The 16,960-nt window shown below is 49.1% G+C and carries 13 protein-coding genes; 6 read left to right on the top strand and 7 right to left on the bottom strand.

The window, feature by feature from the left end; all coding sequences use genetic code 11:
* Positions 1-130 precede the first annotated feature (130 nt).
* The gene (locus FIM25_RS05815; RefSeq protein WP_139447241.1) at positions 131-754 is read left to right on the top strand and encodes an SGNH/GDSL hydrolase family protein; all 624 of its coding nucleotides are present in this window, start codon (positions 131-133) and stop codon (positions 752-754) included.
* Here FIM25_RS05815 and FIM25_RS05820 read toward each other — a convergent pair.
* From FIM25_RS05820 to FIM25_RS05830, 3 genes are all read right to left on the bottom strand, one after another.
* Positions 749-1,024, bottom strand: a complete 276-nt coding sequence (locus FIM25_RS05820) for an AbrB/MazE/SpoVT family DNA-binding domain-containing protein (protein WP_139447243.1) — start codon at positions 1,022-1,024, stop codon at positions 749-751. The genes FIM25_RS05815 and FIM25_RS05820 overlap by 6 nt on opposite strands.
* A 304-nt stretch (positions 1,025-1,328) precedes the next feature.
* Positions 1,329-2,105, bottom strand: coding sequence for a DUF4435 domain-containing protein (locus FIM25_RS05825; RefSeq protein ID WP_179953190.1), 777 nt, complete (start codon positions 2,103-2,105; stop codon positions 1,329-1,331).
* A complete protein-coding gene (locus FIM25_RS05830; RefSeq protein WP_139447247.1) occupies positions 2,089-3,270 on the bottom strand; it encodes an AAA family ATPase in 1,182 nt (393 codons plus the stop codon). The genes FIM25_RS05825 and FIM25_RS05830 overlap by 17 nt, the downstream gene beginning before the upstream one ends.
* Positions 3,271-3,910: 640 nt before the next feature.
* On the opposite strand from FIM25_RS05830, the gene FIM25_RS05835 reads away from it, so the two are divergent.
* The 5 genes from FIM25_RS05835 to FIM25_RS05855 all read left to right on the top strand — a co-directional run bounded on the left by FIM25_RS05835 (position 3,911) and on the right by FIM25_RS05855 (position 7,742).
* Entirely contained in the window at positions 3,911-4,090 is a 180-nt protein-coding gene (locus FIM25_RS05835; RefSeq protein WP_139447249.1) for a hypothetical protein, read from the top strand.
* A 419-nt stretch (positions 4,091-4,509) separates the two neighbouring features.
* Positions 4,510-5,511, top strand: a complete 1,002-nt coding sequence (locus FIM25_RS05840) for a helix-turn-helix transcriptional regulator (protein WP_139447251.1) — start codon at positions 4,510-4,512, stop codon at positions 5,509-5,511.
* Positions 5,512-5,593: 82 nt separating this feature from the next.
* Positions 5,594-5,926 (top strand): FYVE zinc finger domain-containing protein, encoded by a 333-nt coding sequence (locus tag FIM25_RS05845; RefSeq protein ID WP_139447253.1) that lies wholly within the window; start codon positions 5,594-5,596, stop codon positions 5,924-5,926.
* A 115-nt stretch (positions 5,927-6,041) separates the two neighbouring features.
* The gene (locus FIM25_RS05850; RefSeq protein WP_139447255.1) at positions 6,042-6,596 is read left to right on the top strand and encodes a DUF1643 domain-containing protein; all 555 of its coding nucleotides are present in this window, start codon (positions 6,042-6,044) and stop codon (positions 6,594-6,596) included.
* 363 nt (positions 6,597-6,959) lie between these two features.
* Positions 6,960-7,742, top strand: a complete 783-nt coding sequence (locus FIM25_RS05855; protein WP_139447257.1) for a hypothetical protein — start codon at positions 6,960-6,962, stop codon at positions 7,740-7,742.
* Positions 7,743-7,912: 170 nt separating this feature from the next.
* Here the strand turns inward: FIM25_RS05855 and purF are convergent, their stop codons facing one another.
* From purF to FIM25_RS05875, 4 genes are all read right to left on the bottom strand, one after another.
* Positions 7,913-9,319, bottom strand: a complete 1,407-nt coding sequence (gene purF, locus FIM25_RS05860; protein ID WP_139447259.1) for an amidophosphoribosyltransferase — start codon at positions 9,317-9,319, stop codon at positions 7,913-7,915.
* Between the two features lie 188 nt (positions 9,320-9,507).
* Positions 9,508-12,735 carry a carbamoyl-phosphate synthase large subunit gene (gene carB, locus FIM25_RS05865; RefSeq protein WP_139447261.1) on the bottom strand — a complete coding sequence of 1,076 codons (3,228 nt, stop codon included), beginning with the start codon at positions 12,733-12,735 and terminating at the stop codon, positions 9,508-9,510.
* Between the two features lie 84 nt (positions 12,736-12,819).
* Entirely contained in the window at positions 12,820-13,998 is a 1,179-nt protein-coding gene (gene carA / locus FIM25_RS05870) for a glutamine-hydrolyzing carbamoyl-phosphate synthase small subunit (RefSeq protein WP_139447263.1), read from the bottom strand.
* 627 nt (positions 13,999-14,625) lie between these two features.
* Positions 14,626-16,956, bottom strand: a complete 2,331-nt coding sequence (locus tag FIM25_RS05875) for an FAD-dependent oxidoreductase (RefSeq protein WP_139447265.1) — start codon at positions 16,954-16,956, stop codon at positions 14,626-14,628.
* Between the last annotated feature and the right edge of the window lie 4 nt (positions 16,957-16,960).

Consider the following 16,960-nt stretch of genomic DNA (forward strand, 5'->3'; position numbering starts at 1 on the left):
AAAGAAAAAACAGGGCTTTATTGCCAGAGGAAGGTCTCTGAGATAAAGTGACTCTTTGTATTGATGGCTTTATAGAAAATTGTCTGTTTGTGGAAAAAGACCTTATGGCAGAAGATTATTGGGAGAAAATATGCAGCAGGACAGGAAAATACGGACGGCTTTTGTGGGAGATTCCATTCTGTACGGCTGGGCCGTGGCACCGGAGGCTGCCTGTTGGCAGGTTTTTCAGGCCCTCACCGGTTTTGATGTGGTATCGGAAGGAGGTTTTAATCCCATGGCCCTGCCCGGCGGCACTCTGCCGGATCTGGTTACCCGGACACCCCGGCTTGTGGAACGCTACCGGCCGGATCTGGTTTTTGTCTGTGCCGGAGCCAATCATTATGATGGTGACGGAACCCTGAGCTGGCCCTATGGCATGGGAGAAAAAGAGCTTTTTGTTCTTTATAAAAGACTGTTTTCTGACCTTAAGGGGGCAGGTGTCCGGGTTGTCTGGCTGGGTCTTCCGCCCTTTGAGGCCTGCGGTGCGGATCAGAAAATTCCCCTGGATCTTTCCGAAAAGATCGCATCCTTTTGTTCCCATGTGGCAGGGGACACCCGCTATTTCATTGAGGACATGCTGAAAGATCCCTCGTGGAACGCCAGAGGTGGCCGTTTTTATGACAATCTGGCACTGGATGTTCATCCCAACAGTGCAGGACAGGTATGTATAGCCCAGAGCTGTGTCGCATGGGTTCGGGAGGCAGGGATCTTATAAGGAGTTTTTGCAGGTCACCATTTCCCAGTGACCTTTATCTACCGAAGGAGCATCCAGCCAGTCTTGGTCCGATTCGAACATTTCTTTTGATGTAATGGCTTTATCAAAAGCCTCTTTCCAGCCTTCTCTGTTTTCCTTGACAGGCTTTATTAAGAGACCGTTGTCTGTGATTTTGAACTCCAGTTGCCTTTCTTCCAACCCTGCCTGCTCAATGAGCGCCTTTGGAATGCGGATACCTTGTGAATTCCCTATTTTTATTAAAGTTGCCATTTCAGCCTCCAGATGCGGTTGATGTAATTACAATATGACTACAAAAGACCCCTTGCCAATTGTAATTGTCTGTTGATTCAGGCTCTCAGTCTTAAAAAAGGGGATTCTGGAACTTTCGTCTTTTGGCAGGTATCAGCCTTTTTATGCACAGGCCCAATCCTGAATCCGCAGCCCCCAGGGTTGCCTGGCTGTGTGAACTATACCTGGCGTGTGCTATGGAGATGTTTCTGTGTCGATGTAATCCAGAAATATCGACATCTCTGTTTGGCCGTGTCGATGATGTGAGCAGAAAATAGGTTTTGAGCTATCTTTCAACCCCCATGGTCTCAAAGCAGCGTTCAACATCGGAAGATATTTTTTTCAGAAACTTGCCAGGTCTGATGGAGACGCTATGCAGCAATGCTTTATCGTTGTAAGGAATTTTCTGGCCCTTGAGGTTCCGGATCAGCAAAGCCATCAGGGTTTTACCCCGAAGCAGGAAAAAGTATTTTTTCCAAAGAAGCGTCCTTAGTGCATGGGGCCAGGCTTCACCCTCCGTCAGACGAAGCCGTTCTTCTTTCTTTTCATGGCTGCAATCAAGGATAGCGTTTACATGGTCAGAGATGGAAAGCGTCTGATCGGAAAGGTGGCGGGATAAGGCAAGGGCGTACCAGTCAAGGATTTCTGCAAGTTCATGGCAGAACCGCTCTTTTTTCCCCAAGAGTTTCCAGAGGCGGCCATCCACATACACATCATTTTCAATGGAATAGCCGTGGGTGAATATCAGGCAGTTTTGGGAATATTCCCGCGGGATGCCCGTATGCACCCAAGTGTCTCTGTCTGCGACAAAGGCAAGCTTCAGCGTGGCCGAAAGTTCGTTTCTGCGCCTGAAAAGCTCAAGCACATTGGGCCTCCCATGGGCGGGAAAAACCGATATTCCCATATGGGATAAACGGTTTTCGATTTCTCTGTATACAATCACATCGTCTCCCCCTTCAACAATGAGGGTGGGAAGTGAGGAGTGCCGGAGCGTTGCCATGATTTCATCCACAGATGCGGGATAGGGACTTCCTGCAATGCGCATGTTACTGGTCTCCTTCATTGCCATGATCCATGCCCAGCAGCGTTTCCTTGTCCGGGTACTTGGCGTAGATGAAGGGAGAATGGGTTGCAACGATGAACTGATTGGAAGACTGCTGTTTTACGAGAATGGAAAAAAGCTGGCGCTGCCAGTCCACATGCAGGCTCAGTTCAGGCTCATCAATGAGGATAACGGCATTTTGAAAAAAGGAATTATAGGCGATAAAGCTGAAAAGCTGTTTTTCTCCGGCAGAAAGAAACTCCGAATGGATGGCCTTTGCCGCCTCACCGATGGTGAGTGTGCTGTCTAATCTGATGCCGCTGTGCTGCATGATGCTGGAAACAATTTCTTTGATAACATTAAAGGGTTGCATGATTTTTTCTGTGAATGTTTCCAGTTCTTCCATTTCTTTTTTGGCGGCTTCAAGCAGCTTCATTTCAACCGGCGATATGGATGGTTCTTCTGCCAGGGGATTGCTGCTATTCTTTTTTTTACGCTTCTGTGTTTTGTGGAATTCTTTTTTAAACTCGACCATATAGTTTTCAAGGTCTTTGATGGCTTTTTTAAAATTGTCTGAATATCCCATCTTAAGGGAATTGAGCTCCTCGGAACGGGAGGCATACTCCTTGATCAGTAACTTTTCGATGTCATGGGTGCCTATGGATAAAACCAGAGAATGCTTATCGTTGGACAGTCGTCTGGAAAAAGCAGACAGGGATTTGCCGATATCGTCCGTCAGGTGCTCTTTGGAACCGGGTCTGTGTCTGCCAATGGAAAAGCCCCCTTCAATTCTTCTGAATGTGGGAAGAAACAGGGAAGATCCTATATTGAAAAGGGCTGTATCTGCCTGATCTTTTTCAGAAAGGAGATATCTTTCACCATCATGCAAGAACTCGGAGAGATAGCGGGCGCCGCTGCCATGGTGAAGCACTTCGACCCTGCCGGTGGGACGTTTCCGGTCTAAGGTGCATGTATATTCAGAGGTTTTCAGTTCTGCTCTTTTAAAGGGAATTTCGTTCATGGCAAGTGAAAGATTGCCGCTCAGGACATACCATAAAAGCTTGAGAAGGGTGGTTTTTCCAGAGCCGTTTCTTCCTGTGAAGATATTGATATCCTCGTTAAAATTTATACGGATGGCTTTGTCCTGTCCAAGAAAACCCTCCAATACAAGACTCTGAATCTTCATTGTTCCTCCAGATAAAATCAACCCGGCCGAAACGGTCAGGATATTTCAATCTTTCAAGCTTTTTTATACTTTCCCTGCCCGCTGGACCAGCATATGCAAACAGCCTATCAGGAAGGGCATACTTCCTGACAGGCTACTTTTTTATTCACCATTTTTCCATTGAATTCCCGATTCTGATTAAAGTTGCCATTTCAGCCTCCAGATGCTGTTGACATAATTGCAATGTGACCACAAGAAGATCTCCTGTCAATTCTAATTGTCAGCTGATTCGGGCCTTAATTTTAAAAAAGGGGATTCTGGAATTTTAGATTTTTGGCAGGTATCAGCTTTTTTATATACAGATCCAATTCTGAATCCGCAGCCTCCCAAGGTTGCCTGGCTGTGTGAACGAAGCCTGTCGTGTGCTATGGTGTTATGTGTCGATAGAATCCAAAAATTTCGACACCCCTGTTTGACCATGTCGATGGTGTAAACAGGCTTCAGGGCAGGTGGGCACCCGTAAAGGGTGCCCCTACAAAACAGGGTAAGTAAAAAGCATTCGTAGGGGCAGGTCTTGCGTCTGCCCGCATTAAAATATCCGCTCGCACCATGGCCTGACAACAATCAGACCTGTAAGCTGTGGCTGAATGAAGGAGGCTGCATGTTCAAGGATTTTTCTCTGGGATGCCTTGTTTTAATAGCTCTGGCAATCCTTGTTCCTTTGGGAGTGATCATTTTTCAGGCCTTATTCTGGACTGCCAGCCAGTTGATCAAGCTTGTTGTTGCTGTTGTCGTACTGATCATCATAGGCAGGGCAGTGAGAATATTTTTGAACAGATAAGCTGGCAGATATTCTTAGTGATTTTAGAAAAACATCATGTGTTGAGGGTTTGAGAAGCACAGATTTTCACATACTCCCCCTACACCTCCAAAAAGCGGAGGAACAGGAGTTACAAAAGCAAGGAAGCATGGAACCGAGGATGGCCTGGCCTGAAATGAGAAGATATGTGTTAAGAGCAAGGGTTTCCTGCTGATTTTTGCAGCCATGGTTTTGTGCCCCCCTCCCCCCCCCAAAAAAAAATAAAGAAAAAAGAATTGATCTGACGGAAACTGTCGCAGGTCTGGTGTATGCTTCTTTTTAAGAAAAAATGCCTGAGTTTTCATCCTTGGCATTTTTGGTGCTTTTGTTTACAAGGAAGAATCATCACACCTGCATAAAGGCGGTCTTGCGCTGTCCATGTGCACATTGAGGGGAATTTCATGGGTAATACCTACCGCCAGTGCCTTATTCTGCAGATGCTTCCAAGGGAGCCACTATGTACAGACACGGCAAGCCTTGAACGCAGACTTCGGGAAAAAGGGATTGAGGTTCATCGAAGAACCATTCAGAGGGATCTGGAAGAGCTTTCGCGGGTTTTTCCAATCGCCTGCAATGACAACGAAAAGCCCTACGGCTGGTTCTGGAGCATAAATGCAGAGGCCATCCATTTGCCCCAGATGAATCCGATCACAGCCTTTTCTTTTCGCATGATAGAGGCTTTTCTCCATTCGGTTATGCCTCCTGCGGCCCTGAAGACTCTGGAGCCCCATTTCAGTGAAGCTTCCAATATTCTGGATGCTGTCCGGGCCGAATCCTTCCGTTCCTGGCCGGACAAGGTGAAAATATTAAGCCGCACCCAGCCCCTGAAACCGCCCCACATTGATGCCGCCATTCTGAATACGGTCTATGAAGGCCTTATGGATGGAAAACGCATTCAGGCCAGCTATAGAAAACGGGGCGAAGAAGCCTCCACAGATTACACCATCAACCCTCTGGGTATCGTGCTGCTGGATTCGGTGATTTACCTTGTCTGTACCATGCGGGACTACCAGCGCATGGAGGACGTGCGCCAGCTTGCCCTGCACCGCTTTCTTTCTGCAACCCTTCTGGAGAAGCCGGGTCTTGTTCCCGAAGGTTTTTCCATGCAGGGCTACATTGACAGCGGAGCCTTCACCTATCTTCAGGGAAACCAGCCCATGGCCCTTGAATTTCTGATGGAAAAATCCGTGGCAACCCATCTCTTTGAAACCCCCCTTTCCGAAGATCAGCGCATCACGCCCCATGATGAATTGAGGGTGAAGGTTGAAGCCACGGTGCTGGATACGGCCCAGATTCGCTGGTGGCTGCTGGGTTTTGGTGAGTTTGTTCAGGTGATGAAGCCGGAAAAGCTGAGGGAGGCGTTTGGCAGCAGGGTTAAAAAAATGCACTCCATGTATGCCTGAAAGCTATGGGCTTTAAAAGACATGAAGCCTTATGAAATGGACATGACAGAATAACAACCATCAAAAAAAGGGAGGACTCAGAATGACCATTAAGCATCTTGGAGAGGTCTGCCCCAATTGTAAAAAGGATTTTGACCTCCTGTCTCTGCCCGTTACCTGTGCCATGTGCCATGGAATAATGCACAGAACCTGCACCAAAGATTCTTTCATACTTGAACGCCTGGACAAACTGAATTTCAATAAAGACCGAATTTGCTATACCTGTTTGGAAAAATTTAAGGCAGAAATTAAAAAAGATGAAAAATTACAGAATATTATTACGGCCTATGAAAAAGGATACTCAAGCGGGTACGATGCTGGATTTGTTGCCGGAAGAAATACAAGGCCGCCGTTTCTAAAAGGTATCAAGCAGTAATCTCTTTCACCAAAAAGGGTTAAAAAAGGATAGCATTTTTTAAAAAGTTTGATATGTTTAATTTTTATTAATTAGGGTTGATTTTCTGGTTAACATACAAAGAAATGGTAGTTATATGGAACAAAATAATAACTATAAGCTCTTGGAGAAGCCCGTGACTAATCCGAAGCATGATCGGTCCAGAGTTATCTCTATAGCCATTAAATCTAATTGTGGTCAGTATCGCTATGTCCTCAAGCGTATCTGGAATACAGAATTAGAAGTAGGAGCGTTTCTGTGCGCAAACCCATCCAAAGCAGACCACCTTTTATATGATGAAACAGTGTTTAAATGTAATAATCTTGCGGTACAGTGGAACTGGGGCGGCTTCTATATCCTCAATCTCTATCCGCACTACTCAACTGATCCAAAAAAAAAGAAGCAAACTCTTGATACAGACATAAAAAATTCGCACTATATAAAAAAAATTTCTGAAAGAGTAAGTATTTTTGTTTTAGCCTGTGGGAATGGGCATAAAATAAGAACAAGCAAACTCATCGAGGGTATCTCGAAGGAAAAGCTTTTCTGTCTTCGAATTAACAAAGGTGGTGGTTTTCTTCATCCTTCTCGTATAAATCCAGAAGAGTTTGATCGACCAATAAGGGTGTTCGGTGAGGAAGCTTATAGATAAGGATATATAGTGATATATTCTCATTTAATCTGTCTTTATTTGTTGAAAAAACAAGGTTTCCAAGGGTTTTATCTATTGGCTTTCTATTTTCCAACACCGTTATCCTCGTTATCAATCAGTAAAAAGAATGGACAAATTACAGAGAACTGGTCAAATGCAACAGAGCTTAATTTATTTACCAAATAAAACCGAAGCGTACGCGGCAAAGTATCTATTCATTCAGATTTGATCGCAAAGACCAGCTATTTTCATCTGCTCCGAGTGGGAAAAGAGTTTTTTATAAAGTATTTTTTAGTTGAAAAATAAGATGCTTTTAACTTTTATAAATATATCTAGCTTGTTATTTTTAAGGAGGAATGCAAAATGAAAAATATTACTTTTAATAAGAATGCTTTTGTCTTAGCTATCGTTACTCTTTTTTTTGTTGTTGGATGCAGCCATAATGCTCCCAAAGAATACCACTCAGATCTTTATGAAAACATACAATACCACCATTATTTTCCACAATCATTTTTCGGTAGCGGTCAAAATAATCAAGACAGTGTAGCATTGAAAAAAATAGATCATTTTAATAGAGGTGGTTACAATCACGCAATTTTTAAAGATTTAAATGAGTGGGCAAAGCTTAGTAATAAAGGAGCACCTCTTAATGAACATAATGCTTTTACAAAAAGAAAAGCTGCCATTTTTTTAGGTAGAGGTGTAATTTCATATCAGTTTGCTAATTTTAATTATACTGAAAAAAAGGAAAAATGTTATAGCTTTTTTTGTGTCCCGGGCAAGCCTTATGTCAAGCCAGAGTTTTTAATTGCTATGAAATTTGATGCTGTATCTAATGTTTTATATAATGTTTCATATATATTTTCCGTTCCTGCAAAAATTATTCATTCAACAAGAGTGGCTGAAGGACCCATTGAATGGATGAAAACTATTGTATTACTGCTTTTTTCTGGTTTTATTGCTTTTTTTATGATATTTATTGGAGCAATAATAGGTTTTATATGTCATCCTTTTCAATCATTAGCTAATCTTTTAATTAGCTTAGATGGAGGTTATCAAACCCACTTGCTTTATTCTCTTTTAGATTTATTTTGGAATGCAATTTTATTATCTCTTTGGGATATCATATATCTTTTTTTTAAATAATACTCGTCCTGTAAACTTCCAAATCCCCGGCTTTGCCGGGGATCACTAATTCAAAACCTACAAAAGAACAAGACACTTATCAAGGGCACTATTTTTTACAAAGTTAGAAACCGGATTTAAAAGGCACCTTATATTGAAATTTGAAAAGAACAGATTTTCACATACTCCCCCTACCCCTCCAGACACCCCTTGGTAAGACTTGAATCAAAACTCACAGGATACTTCCCGTCAAAGCAGGCCATGCAGAACCCATCCCCCTTTTTTTCAATCCCCGTGGCCTTCACAAGGCCCTCAATGGAAAGGTAATGCAGGGAATCCAACCCCAGATAATCCCTTAACTCTTCTACGGTTTTGCTGGCTGCTATCAGCTCGCCCTTGCTGGAAAAATCAATGCCATAGACACAGGGAAAGCGGTGGGGCGGGCAACTGATGCGCATGTGCACCTTGTTGACCCCAAGCTCCCGCAGGGCTTTGACGCGGGTTTTGGCCGTAGTACCCCGGATGATGGAATCTTCAATAATAATGATGTCCTTTCCCCGGAGCACTTCCTTTACGGGATTGAGCTTCACCCGAACGCTGAAATCCCGCATCTCCTGAGTGGGCTGAATAAAGGTACGGCCCACATAGTGGTTGCGGATCATGCCCATTTCAAAGGGAATGCCCGAGGCTTCGGCGTAGCCGATGGCCGCATACATGCCGGAGTCGGGAAAGGGCATGACCAGATCCGCCCTTACCGGTGCCTCAAGTGCCAAAGCTTTGCCGTGGGCCTTGCGGGTTTCGTAGACATTTTTTTCAAAGATGGTGGAATCCGGCCGGGCGAAATAAATGTACTCGAAAATGCAGAAATGCCTTTTGGGTGCCGGATGGGGATTAAAGGAGCGGATGCCGTCCTCATGTATGATGACAATCTCGCCGGGGTCCAGCTCCCGGATGAACTCCGCCTGCACGAGATCCAGAGCGCAGGTTTCCGAGGCCAGCACATAGCGGCCGTTGAGTTTTCCAAGACATAAGGGTCTGAAGCCGTTGGGGTCTTTCATGCCGATGAGCTCCCCGTGGCTGGTGGAGGCCACAAAGGAGTAGGCCCCTTCGAGGCGCAGAGCCGTGCGGGACAGTGCTTCTTCCAAAGTGGCGTTTTTCAGGTTCTTGATGAAAAGATGGATGGCTATTTCCGAATCCATGGTGGTCTGGAAGATGGAGCCTTCATCCTCCAGTTCCCGTTTGAGAATATGGGCATTGACGAGGTTACCGTTGTGGGCAAGGGCGTAGTGCCTGCCCTTGTGCTGCACCACAAAGGGCTGTGCATTGAGGATGTTGGAGCCGCCTGTGGTGGAATAGCGCACATGGCCGATGCCCGTGCCACCGCCCAGAGAGAGGATTTCCTGTTTTTTGAAGATATCCGGAACCAGCCCCATGCCCTTGTGGCAGAGGATGGTTTTGTCACGGCTGACGGCAATACCGCCGCTTTCCTGGCCCCTGTGCTGCAGGGCGTAGAGTCCGAAATAACAGAGCTGGGCGGCATCGGGATGCTGATGGACACCGAAGATTCCGCAGGCTTCTCTGGGGCGCTGGCTGGTCATGGTGTATTTCCTTATATTGTGGCCGTATTTCTTGTTTGAATTTTTCTGAAACTATACCCTCACCCCGGCCCTCTGGCTTCGAGAGCCTCAGCCACCACCCAGGGGGAGAGGGTGAAGGGCAGGCACAGGGGCCTGCCCCTACGATATTATGCCCTCAGCCCGGTCATTGTTTCTGGGGGAGAGGGGTATCAGGAATGGTACTCCTGCAGACTGCGTACATCCGGCGCACCTTGCTGCAGAACGGATACAGCATGGCGGATGGACCTTGCCCCTGCCATGGTGGTGGTATAGGGAACACGGTACTGCAGGGCTGCCCTTCGGATGCGGTATCCGTCTTCCTGAATACGGGTATCGTTGCTGGCTGTGTTCACAATGAGCTGGATTTCTCCGTTTTTGATGGCATCCACCACATGGGGTCTGCCGATGGAAACCTTTTTGATCATGCGGTTTTCAACGCCATTTTCCTTAAACCAGGTGGATGTGCCTCTGGTTGCGGCAATGGAAAAGCCTAAGGCGGCAAATTCCTTGGCAAGCCTCAGGGCTGCTGCTTTGTCAGCATCTTTAACACTGATGAAAACACAGCCGGATAAGGGGATTTTCTGACCCACACCGTGCATGGCCTTAGCAAAGGCCATACCCAGATCCATATCAATGCCCATAACTTCGCCCGTGGATTTCATTTCAGGCCCCAGCAGGGTATCGGATTCGGGGAAGCGGTCAAAGGGCAGTACCACTTCCTTGACGGAGTAATGCCCTGGAGTAAGTTTTTCCGTCAGCCCCATACCGGAAAGCTTTTCACCCATCATAACCCTTGTGGCAAGTTTTGCCAGAGGAACACCCGTGGCCTTACTCACAAAGGGAATGGTGCGGGAAGCTCTGGGGTTTACCTCCAGCACGAAGAGTTCTTGGCCCTGTATGGCGTACTGAACGTTCATAAGCCCCACCACCTTCAGCTCCTTTGCCATGGCCTTGGTTGCGGCACTCACCTCTTCCAGCATCTTTTCGCCGATACTGTAGGGCGGCAGCACGCAAGCGGAGTCTCCGGAGTGGACACCTGCTTCCTCGATATGCTCCATGATGCCACCGATGATGGTGGTTTCTCCGTCGCTGATGGCATCCACATCCAGCTCCACGGCATCGGAAACAAATTTATCTATCAGCACAGGATGACCCGGTGAGGCTTCCATGGCAAGCCGGGTAAAGGAAAGCAGGGAATCATCGTCATAGACTATCTTCATGGCCCTTCCCCCCAGTACATAGGAAGGCCGTACCACCACGGGATAGCCTATCTTCTGTGCCACCTTCAGGGCAGCTTCCACGGAGCTGGCCGTCCCGTTGGCGGGCTGACGCAGGCCCAGTTTATGCAACATGGCCTGAAAAAGCTCCCGGTCTTCGGCCATGTCTATGCTTTCGGGCTGGGTTCCCAGAATGGGAACGCCTTCGGCATGGAGGGCTTCGGAGAGGTTGAGGGGGGTCTGCCCGCCGAACTGCACGATAACTCCGTCGGGCTTTTCCTTTTCAATGATGTGCAGCACATCTTCTCTGGTCAGGGGCTCGAAGTAGAGTTTATCCGAGGTATCATAATCCGTGGAAACGGTTTCCGGGTTGGAGTTCACCATTATGGATTCAACACCCATCTCCCGCAGGGCAAAGGCCGCATGCACACAGCAGTAGTCGAACTCAATGCCCTGCCCGATGCGGTTGGGTCCGCCGCCCAGAATCATCACCTTTTTTTTGTCCGATACCCTGGCCTCGCATTCTTCTTCCCAAGTGGAATAGTAATAGGGTGTGGCTGCCCTGAACTCCGCAGCACAGGTGTCCACAAGCTTGAAGACCGGAGCAAGGCCAAGTTCTTTGCGTTTTTCCGAGATCTTTTTTTCAGTACTTCCCGTAAGCCATGCGATCTGCACATCGGAAAAACCCATTTGCTTGGCCTGCAGAAGAAGGTCTTTGTCCATTTTTTCTCCGGCCCTGCGGATGGTATCCTCAAAGGAAACAAGCACACGGATCTGGTGGAGAAACCATGGGTCTATGGAGGTCAGCTCATGGATGGCTTCCACGCTCATTTTCTGGCGGAAAGCTTCCCGGATATAGAAAAGACGGCGGGAGTTGGGGGTGGCAAGTTTGTGATATATTTCCGCCTGACCGGGTTTTCTTCCTTCGAGATCCTCGATATCCCGACCGTCGGCACCAAGGCCAAAGCGACCAATCTCAAGGCTACGCAGGGCTTTTTGCAGGGCTTCTCTGAAGGTACGGCCTATGGCCATGGTTTCCCCAACGCTTTTCATGGCCGTTGTGAGCACATCCGGGCTTTCCGGAAATTTTTCAAAGGTCCAGCGGGGAATTTTCACCACACAATAATCAAGGCTTGGCTCAAAGGCGGCCAGTGTTTCACCGGTGATATCGTTTTTCAGCTCATCCAGGGTATAGCCCACGGCCAGCTTGGCGGCGATTTTGGCAATGGGGTAGCCCGTGGCCTTGGATGCCAGAGCCGAGCTTCGGGAAACCCTGGGGTTCATCTCTACGATGATCATTTCCCCGTTTTCAGGATTCACGGCAAACTGAACATTGGAGCCGCCCGTATCCACGCCGATTTCACGGATAATGGCAATGGCCGCATCCCGCATCACCTGATATTCCCGGTCGGAAAGGGTCTGGGCCGGGGCAACGGTAATGGAATCCCCCGTATGAATCCCCATGGGATCAATATTTTCTATGGAGCATATAATTACCACATTGTCGGCCCTGTCCCGCACCACCTCCAGCTCGTATTCCTTCCATCCGAGAACGGATTCTTCCAGCATGACCTGGGTGATGTGGCTGGCATCCAGTCCTACCCTTGCCATCAGCTCCAGCTCCTCCATGTGGTAGGCAACACCGCCGCCAGTGCCGCCAAGGGTGAAGCTGGGGCGTACGATGATGGGAAAGCCGATTTCTTCTCCGATGATCCGGACCTCATCCATGTTATGGGCAAAGCCGCTCTTTGGAATGCGAAGGCCGATTTTATTCATGGCATCCCGGAATCGCTCCCTGTCTTCGGCCTTTTCAATGGCATCTATGGAGGCACCTATCATCTCTACCTTGTACTTTTCGAGAACGCCCATGCGGGCAAGGCTTATGGCTGTGTTGAGTCCGGTCTGGCCTCCAAGGGTGGGCAGAAGGGCATCCGGCCTTTCCCTTTCAATGATGCGGGCCACGGATTCAGGTGTTACTGGCTCAATGTAGGTGCGGTCTGCGGTTTCCGGGTCCGTCATGATGGTGGCTGGGTTGGAATTGACCAGCACCACTTCATAGCCCTCTTCCCTCAGGGCTTTGCAGGCCTGGGTTCCGGAGTAGTCAAATTCGCAGGCCTGGCTGATGATGATGGGGCCTGCACCGATAATCATTATTTTATGGATATCCGTCCGTTTTGGCATGGAAGTGTCTTCTCCGTATAAAGAAAAAAGCAACAAAAGCAACAAACAAAAGGGGTCAGACCCCTTTTATACCCACAAAAGGGGTCAGACCCCTTTTATACCCACAAAAGGGGTCTGACCCCTTTTGTTTTTGTTCTCCGCCACCATTTCAGAAAAATCATTAAACAGATAATGGGCGTCATGGGGACCGGGTGAGGCTTCGGGATGGTACTGCACCGTGAATATGGGAAGGGTGTTGTGCCGGAAGCCTTCCAAAGTACCGTCATTGAGATTAACGTGGGTGACGGTGACAAGGGAAGGGTCCAGTGTGCTCAGGTCCACGGCAAAGCCATGGTTCTGGCTGGTGATTTCCACACGCTTTGTGGCCTCGTTGCGCACGGCCTGATTGCCACCCCTGTGCCCGAATTTAAGTTTGAAGGTTTTGCCCCCCATGGCAAGGCCTAAAAGCTGGTTGCCAAGGCAGATACCAAAGATGGGTTTAAAGCCGGTCAGCTCCCTGATGGTGCTGACTGCATAGCTTACGGGTTCGGGGTCTCCGGGGCCGTTGGAAAGGAAAATACCGTCGGGATTCAGGGCCTTGACCGTGGAGGCGGATGTGGTGGCGGGAAGAACCAGCACCTCAAAGCCTGCCGTTTCCAGAGAACGGAGAATATTGTATTTTATTCCGAAGTCAAAGGCTGCCACCGTATGGTTTTTGTTTTTCTTCCATATGTTTTCATTGAGTTCTGCCGAAGGCCCCAGGGAAATGCGCCGTCCGTCCCGCCAGAAGTAGGGTATTTCTGTGGAAACCTCCCTTACCAGATCCCGGCCAGCCATGGATGGCAGGGCTTTTGCCTTTTCCACAAGTTTAGCAGTATCCGTTTCCAGAGTGGAAATGACGGCACGCATGGCACCTTTTTCCCGGAGGTGCCGGGTAAGGGCACGGGTGTCCAGACCTTCTATGCCCATGACATCCTGGGATTTCAGATATGCCGCAAGGGATGATGTGGCCCTGTGGTTGCTGTAAAAATCCTGATATTCCCTGACAATGAAGGCCGCCACCTGAATGCGGTCGGATTCCACATCTTCAGGGTTGACACCGTAGTTGCCCATGAGGGGACAGGTCATGGTGACCATCTGTCCCCTGTAGGATGGATCGGTGAGAACTTCCTGATAGCCGGTCATGCTGGTGTTGAACACAACTTCGCCGCCTGTTTCTCCTGCTCCGGTAAAGCTTGTGCAGGGAAAAATGCGGCCGTCTTCCAGGGCCAGAATCGCTTTCATTGAACCCCCTTGCATGGAAACGGCGAAGTGATCCCCGAAGGAAAAATGCGCCATTTTTCACAAAATAAAAATACAGGCAGAGTGATTGATACCATAATGAAAAACCTTATTTGCTTAGGGCGTTGAAAAACATCGATATACCGTTTATGGAGTTCAAACTCCCTCTTTGAAGTGAAACACCAAATTTAAAAAGGTATATTGACAACTTTCGTGTCCCTTAGCACTGTTTTTTTGAGTTCTGGTTTGTTTATGAGCCTCCTCACCCCCGGCACTCAGGCCAACAGGCTTTCAGCACATTGGACAAAACCCGTTTTTGGCCTGTGTGCCGGGCAAGACCCCGGCCTCTCTTCCTCTGGGCTGGGCTTTACCCACAATTTTTATCAAGCCTGTTGAGTTGCAAAAATGTAGTTTTGAGGGTGTTCAAATGCTCTTTAAAGTCCTTAATGACCTTAAAGTCCTTAACGACAATACCCACGACCGGCCTCAACACCATAAAGAGGTAGGTGCACCTGCGAATGAATTGTGCAGCCCCTGTTTTGTAGGGGCAGGCCCCTGTGCCTGCCCTTGGGTGAGGGTTCCATAAAGAACCTTTTTATCTAGGAAGGAAAAAAATCCCACTTCCCACTCCTATCCAACGGGTACGGCCGGATGCAGGTCCCAGATGCCGCAGGGGCAGGCACCGGCGCAGAATCCGCAGGCAATGCAGCGCTCTGCGTCCACTTCATAGGAAAAGCTGTTTTTTCCAAGGTCTTTTCTGGAAATGGCTCCTCCGGGGCACAGCTCCACACAGATACCGCAGTCCCTGCAGTTGCCGCAGGAAGCGCACTGGGAACCGCAGCCGCCCAGATCTTCCTTGGGTGGAATGCGGGGATCAAAATATTCCAGATGCACCCTTTCCAGCTTCAGTATTTCCCTTGCATCCATTTCCGGAAGCCTGCCTTCGGCCATGTCGCAGATGGCCTGGGCCGTTCTGCGTCCAGCACCGATGGCATCGGTGATCAGGCCCTGCCCCACCATGTCGCCTATGGCAAAGATTTGAGCATCCGTGGTCTGGCCGTATTCATTGACCCGGATCCGACCCTTTTCTACCACCACACTTTCCGGCAGAAAATCCAGAACAGCCATGTCCCCTATGGAGGTTACAATGGTGTCCGCCGGAATCAGCTCACCGTTTTCAAGCAGCACGCCTTCTTTAGTGAGGGCTTTGGTGAAGCAGGGCCAGCGGAAGACGGCACCGGCTTTTTCCGCATCTTCCTTTTCCACACCAAAGGCGGCGGGTTTTTGTATGTCTATGAGGGTGATGTTTTCCGCACCGAGGCGCTTTGCTTCTGTTGCCACATCGCAGCCCACATTGCCCGCGCCGATAATCACCACATTTTTTCCGGGTTTTATGGCATTGGCTTTGGCCTGTTCCAGAAAATCAAGGGAAGTGACCTGCCGCTCCCCGCCATCCACCATAAGGCGTCTGGGGCTGGATGCGCCGGTGGCTATAATGATGTGGTCGTGGTCGCTTTTCAGCCGCTCCACATCCTTTCGGGTAAGGGACTGTTTGAGGTGTATGTGGGGTATTACTTCAGCAACCCTTTCCAGCTCCTTTGTCAGCACTTCCTGTGGAATGCGGGATTCCGGAATCACAGAGCGCATTTTTCCGCCCAGCACCTCGCTTTTGTCCAGAATCACCACCTCATGCCCTTTGGAGCGGAGCTGCCAGGCCACGGAAATACCCGCAGGTCCGCCACCGACAACGGCCACCTTTCTGCCCTTTATGGCAGGGAATACCGGGGTGAAAGCGGCAAGGGAAGCTTTTCCCAGTGGCTTGATATCCACAGGGGCCATAAAGGCACTGTTTCGGGTGCAGGCTTCCATGCAGGGATTGGGACAGAGGTAGCCACAGACCGTTGCGGGAAAGGGCGTGTAGCTTAAGGCCATATCCACGGCCTCGTCCATGCGTCCTTCTCTTATCAGCTGCCAGCGCTGCTGCACTGGAATACCCGTGGGGCAGGTTCCTTCACAGGGGGCTTTGTATTTCCGGTTCTCCCATACGGGCACAAATCGCCGCAGTTCTCCCCTGGTAATCAGGGGGATGGGACTCATGTCCAGATCTGTCAGATCACCGATGAGCCCGCCCTTTCCCAGCTCTTTATCCCAGATGCCTTTGCGGAAATCCCTCATGGAGCCACGCTCCGTCTCCCGTTTTTCCATGGGAGAGCGGGCTACAAGGCACTGCCAGTCTTCCCGTACGCTTAGGGTGTCGTAGAGTTCGGGTTTTTGAATTTTAAGAAGAAAATCCGAAAGGCCCTTTTTCAGCCAGATCCAGTCTTCTTCTTCAATGGGAACCATGCGGGCATCGGCCTGACTGAACCCGTCCATGGGCCCCCGGAAAAAGACCTGACCGCCCACCATGCCGACCATGGGCCGGTGTCCCAGAACATTGTCAGGATTCTGGGGCTGCCATCCGCAGATGACAGCTTTTCCGCCTGCCATGAATTCACCGAAAAAATCTCCGGCGGAACCAAGCACCCAGAGTTCGGGCGGTTCAAAACGGGGGTTGCGTTTGGTCATGGTCATGCTGCGGGAGCCTACGGACCCGGCCACCCAGACCTTGCCCTGGGCCATGCCGTTGCAGGTTCCGTTGCCTGCGTTGCCATGGACGAGTATGTTTGCTCCGGCATTGAGCCAGCCCGTGTCTTCGGAGGCGGAACCCATGACTTCTATTTCTGTGTTGGGATAGCCAAAGCTCCCAAGGCGCTGGCCCGCAGTACCTTCGATGCGTATGCTTACGGGTTCTTCTGCCTTCCAGAGTCTTCCGCCTATGCCGTGCTGACCAGCAGCCCGGATTTCCAGATTGCGGAAGCCTTTGTTGACAGCCTCCTGAATGTGTTCTTCCAGAAGACGGGATTCCAGGCGGATGCCCTCACTGTCCCTGCCTTCTATGATAAGCGTTTTAGAGTTATGCATGGTT

The sequence above is a fragment of the Desulfobotulus mexicanus genome (genome assembly GCF_006175995.1).
In the GTDB taxonomy this organism is placed as follows: domain Bacteria; phylum Desulfobacterota; class Desulfobacteria; order Desulfobacterales; family ASO4-4; genus Desulfobotulus; species Desulfobotulus mexicanus.

What these genes read in the sequence shown, in the direction of transcription:
- FIM25_RS05815 (WP_139447241.1), top strand. Translation starts at nt 131, where the DNA reads ATGCAGCAGGACAGGAAAATACGGACGGCTTTTGTGGGAGATTCCATT.
- FIM25_RS05820 (WP_139447243.1), bottom strand. Translation starts at nt 1,024, where the DNA reads ATGGCAACTTTAATAAAAATAGGGAATTCACAAGGTATCCGCATTCCA.
- FIM25_RS05825 (WP_179953190.1), bottom strand. Translation starts at nt 2,105, where the DNA reads ATGAAGGAGACCAGTAACATGCGCATTGCAGGAAGTCCCTATCCCGCA.
- FIM25_RS05830 (WP_139447247.1), bottom strand. Translation starts at nt 3,270, where the DNA reads ATGAAGATTCAGAGTCTTGTATTGGAGGGTTTTCTTGGACAGGACAAA.
- FIM25_RS05835 (WP_139447249.1), top strand. Translation starts at nt 3,911, where the DNA reads ATGTTCAAGGATTTTTCTCTGGGATGCCTTGTTTTAATAGCTCTGGCA.
- FIM25_RS05840 (WP_139447251.1), top strand. Translation starts at nt 4,510, where the DNA reads ATGGGTAATACCTACCGCCAGTGCCTTATTCTGCAGATGCTTCCAAGG.
- FIM25_RS05845 (WP_139447253.1), top strand. Translation starts at nt 5,594, where the DNA reads ATGACCATTAAGCATCTTGGAGAGGTCTGCCCCAATTGTAAAAAGGAT.
- FIM25_RS05850 (WP_139447255.1), top strand. Translation starts at nt 6,042, where the DNA reads ATGGAACAAAATAATAACTATAAGCTCTTGGAGAAGCCCGTGACTAAT.
- FIM25_RS05855 (WP_139447257.1), top strand. Translation starts at nt 6,960, where the DNA reads ATGAAAAATATTACTTTTAATAAGAATGCTTTTGTCTTAGCTATCGTT.
- purF (WP_139447259.1), bottom strand. Translation starts at nt 9,319, where the DNA reads ATGACCAGCCAGCGCCCCAGAGAAGCCTGCGGAATCTTCGGTGTCCAT.
- carB (WP_139447261.1), bottom strand. Translation starts at nt 12,735, where the DNA reads ATGCCAAAACGGACGGATATCCATAAAATAATGATTATCGGTGCAGGC.
- carA (WP_139447263.1), bottom strand. Translation starts at nt 13,998, where the DNA reads ATGAAAGCGATTCTGGCCCTGGAAGACGGCCGCATTTTTCCCTGCACA.
- FIM25_RS05875 (WP_139447265.1), bottom strand. Translation starts at nt 16,956, where the DNA reads ATGCATAACTCTAAAACGCTTATCATAGAAGGCAGGGACAGTGAGGGC.